Below are 3,022 nucleotides of genomic sequence, written 5' to 3'. Positions count from 1 at the left end.
GCGGATCCCGCGGGATCCGCGCCCCTCCTTCCGCCCGGCTCCTCCGCCCTGCGGGGCCGGGCGGAAGGAGGTCCGGCGAATCTTGCAAGCCCTCGGCAAGCTGGGCGTGATCGCGACGGGGACGGACCGGGCGGAGGAGGCGCTGGAGCGCCTCCGACACCAGGGGGTAGAAACGCTCTGTCGAGTCTCGGTGCCAACACGATCCCACTGCTGGTTATTTGACCGAGGCAGATCCGATTTCTCACAGTACAAAAATCGGGCCCCGCGACCTTAGCCTGGAGTTGACGACGATCCAGGAAGGTGCAGGGCCTATGCCTGAGATTAACACGGGCGACATGATCCGGTTGGAGCGCGAGAGACGCGGCCTCAACACAATCTCGCTTGCCACGCAAGCGGGCTGTACACCTAGGTACATCGAACTGATCGAAAACGGCAAGCGCACCCCGTCGCTGCCCCTGCTGCGGTCGATCGCCAAAGCTCTCGGCGTTCGAACTGCGATGCTTCTCGGGGAACACCCGAGGGATGACCACCAGGCCGGCCGACCTCAGCTCGCCAGCATCGAACGTGCGATTTTCACGTATCGCACGCTCGGCCCAAACTTGGAGCCGCCCACCGTCGAGCAGTTGCAAGAGCGTGTCCACGCTGCCCGCGACGCATGGTTCACCAGCCCCCACAGGTACACGCTGCTCATGCGCGTGCTGCCGGGGCTGATCAGCGACGCGGAACGGCTGGTGCTGGACGGCGGCAACCACCGCGACGCGTGCAGGGTGGCCAGCGACACCTACATCCTCAGCCGTGGCGTGCTCAAGCATCTCGGGCGGGTGGATCTGGCTCATCTGGCGGCGGACCGCGCGATGCGGTACGCCGAGGAGACCGGCGATGCGCTGATGATCGGATGGGCGCACTGGTGCCTCGGCCAGTCGATGCTGTCGGACGACATGCACGAGGTGGCCTACGACGTCGCTCGCCGCGGAATCGAACTGTTCGAGCCTGCGGTCGCCGGCGGCGACGACCGGCACCTGTCGGTGCTGGGGGCCCTGAACCTGATGGCGTCGATCGGGCTCACGCGTTCCGGCGGCGGACAGGAGGCGCGGGACATTCTGCGTGGTGAGGCGTCCAGGCTCGCCGCTCGCCTCGGGAACGAGCAGGCCAACCATTTCGGGTTGGCGTTCGGGCCGACGAACGTCGCGATCCACATGACGAGCATCGAGTGCGAAACCCACAACGCGGAGGCGGCGCTGCGGGTCGCTGAGGAGATAGACCTGACGCGAGTCCCGTCGGTGGAGCGCCGTACGACGCATCTCTTTCAGGTGGCGCGGGCCTGCGGAGATCTGGGCGACGACGCGGCCAGCCTGCTCTATCTCATGCGGATTGAGCGCGAATGCCCCGAGGAGCTGGATCACAAGATGCTGCTGCGTGACATGGTGCGGTCCATGGCGGTCAGGGCCCCGCGGTCGTGGGCGCCTGAGGTGCGGTACCTCGCCGAGCGGCACAACATCCACCCGAACTGAGAGTTCGGACGCGTTAGTTCGGTCGCGCGGGGAGGCGGCGGTCTAGCGTGCCTGCATGGGTTCTGACGACGTGATGAACCGTCTCATCAAGGAGGCGAGGAGCGAGTTCCCCGAGTGGGGATTCGCCCGTACCGGTGATGGATGGAGCGCTGAACAGGGCGGCATCCATCACCACGCCTCCAGTCTGGCCGCGCTGTGCGCGCTGCTGCGCGGCGCCGCCGGAACAGACACGGGCTCGGGCTCGGGCTCGCCCGCCGCCGGGTGGGGCCCGCAGCCTGTGATCCGGTGCGACCGTCCCAGGTCGCCCGGCGCTTGTCGCCCCGCACACGGTTCCAGCTCCTGACCTCCCCCACCTCTGGAGAGATTCTCGTGTCCCCCCACCCCCCAGCCGTGCGTAGGCTTGCTCGCCTGCTGCCCGCGCCGGTCAGACGCGCCGGCGGCAGAGCCCTGGCCGCCGTGTACAGCCGCTCTTTCCCCATCTCGCCGGCTTTGGACCGTGTTCTCACTGAAGAGGATGAGCGGCTGGCCGGCGAGGTCCGCTCCCTGCTGACCGAGCTGACCGGGCCCGTCAGGTTCGCGCCTATCACTCCCTCTCTTTTGGAAGAGGTCCGTGAGGGGCTGTACAGACTCGATGCGGGAGGCCCGCGTGGATGACCAGCTCCTCGACGTCGGTCCGCCGCTCGACGTCACTGTCCCGAACGTCGCCCGCATCTACGACTACCTCCTCGGCGGCAAAGACCACCTGCCCCCCGACAGAGAAGCCGCCGAAGAACTGATCCGGCTGATGCCTGAGGTCAAGGTCGCGGCCAGGCTGAACCGCGCATTCCTCGCACGGGCGGTGCGCCGCCTGGCGGCAGACGGCATCACGCAGATCATCGACCTCGGATCCGGGCTCCCCACGCAGGAGAACGTCCACCAGGTCGCCCAGGCGATCAACCCCGCCGCCAAAGTCGTTTACGTCGACTACGACATCGTCGCGGTCACCCACGGGCGTGTCATGCTCAAGGACCCGAACGCGATGATGCTGCACGCCGACATCCGCCGCCCGCGCGACATCCTCGACCACCCCGTGGTTCGGGACACCCTAGATTTCACCCGTCCAGTGGGGCTGATCGCCGTGGCCGTCATGCACTTCATCCCGGCCGGCGGGCCCGGCCGGATCGTGGAAGCCTTCGCCCGGCGGTTTGCGCCCGGCAGCCGCCTGGTCCTGTCGCACGGCACGGCCGACGGTGCGACGCCCACCACGGTGGAGCGCGGCCGGCGGGTGTACGAGGGAACGTCCGCTCAGGTGCATCTGCGGACTGCCGCCCAGATCACCGCGATCCTGGAGCGTTTCGGCACGCTGGACGAGCCGGGGCTGGTGCCGGTCACCGACCGGCACCCTGAACATCCTGAGTTCCCCGATTTCTTCGTCGAGCCGGTGCCGTGGCTGCTCGTCGGGACCGCCACCAAACCCCCCGGGACCACCTGACCAGGTCCCGGCGGTAACAGCGCGGCGCGGCGGAGGAAGA

General features: G+C 68.0%; 4 protein-coding genes. All 4 read left to right on the top strand.

Translation table 11 applies throughout. From position 1 onward, the window contains the following. Positions 1 to 311: 311 nt before the first annotated feature. Genes BLQ73_RS30675 through BLQ73_RS30665 form a run of 4 tightly spaced genes read left to right on the top strand, consistent with a single transcriptional unit; the run spans position 312 to position 2,982 of the window. Complete coding sequence (locus tag BLQ73_RS30675) at positions 312 to 1,511, top strand: helix-turn-helix domain-containing protein (protein ID WP_093176421.1); 1,200 nt, start codon at positions 312 to 314, stop codon at positions 1,509 to 1,511. A 55-nt stretch (positions 1,512 to 1,566) separates the two neighbouring features. Beyond that, a complete protein-coding gene (locus tag BLQ73_RS31945; RefSeq protein WP_143020560.1) occupies positions 1,567 to 1,854 on the top strand; it encodes a hypothetical protein in 288 nt (95 codons plus the stop codon). Positions 1,855 to 1,901: 47 nt separating this feature from the next. After that, positions 1,902 to 2,165, top strand: a complete 264-nt coding sequence (locus BLQ73_RS33035) for a hypothetical protein (RefSeq protein ID WP_093176419.1) — start codon at positions 1,902 to 1,904, stop codon at positions 2,163 to 2,165. Then, positions 2,158 to 2,982, top strand: coding sequence for an SAM-dependent methyltransferase (locus tag BLQ73_RS30665; RefSeq protein WP_176955797.1), 825 nt, complete (start codon positions 2,158 to 2,160; stop codon positions 2,980 to 2,982). The genes BLQ73_RS33035 and BLQ73_RS30665 overlap by 8 nt, the downstream gene beginning before the upstream one ends. Positions 2,983 to 3,022: the final 40 nt, after the last annotated feature.

It is taken from the genome of Sinosporangium album (assembly GCF_900100605.1).
Lineage (GTDB): Bacteria > Actinomycetota > Actinomycetes > Streptosporangiales > Streptosporangiaceae > Sinosporangium > Sinosporangium album.
This window is presented reverse-complemented; position numbering and strand designations above follow the sequence as displayed.

Coding starts and splice junctions, on each gene's coding strand:
- BLQ73_RS30675 (WP_093176421.1), top strand. CDS start 312: ATGCCTGAGATTAACACGGGCGACATGATCCGGTTGGAGCGCGAGAGA.
- BLQ73_RS31945 (WP_143020560.1), top strand. CDS start 1,567: ATGGGTTCTGACGACGTGATGAACCGTCTCATCAAGGAGGCGAGGAGC.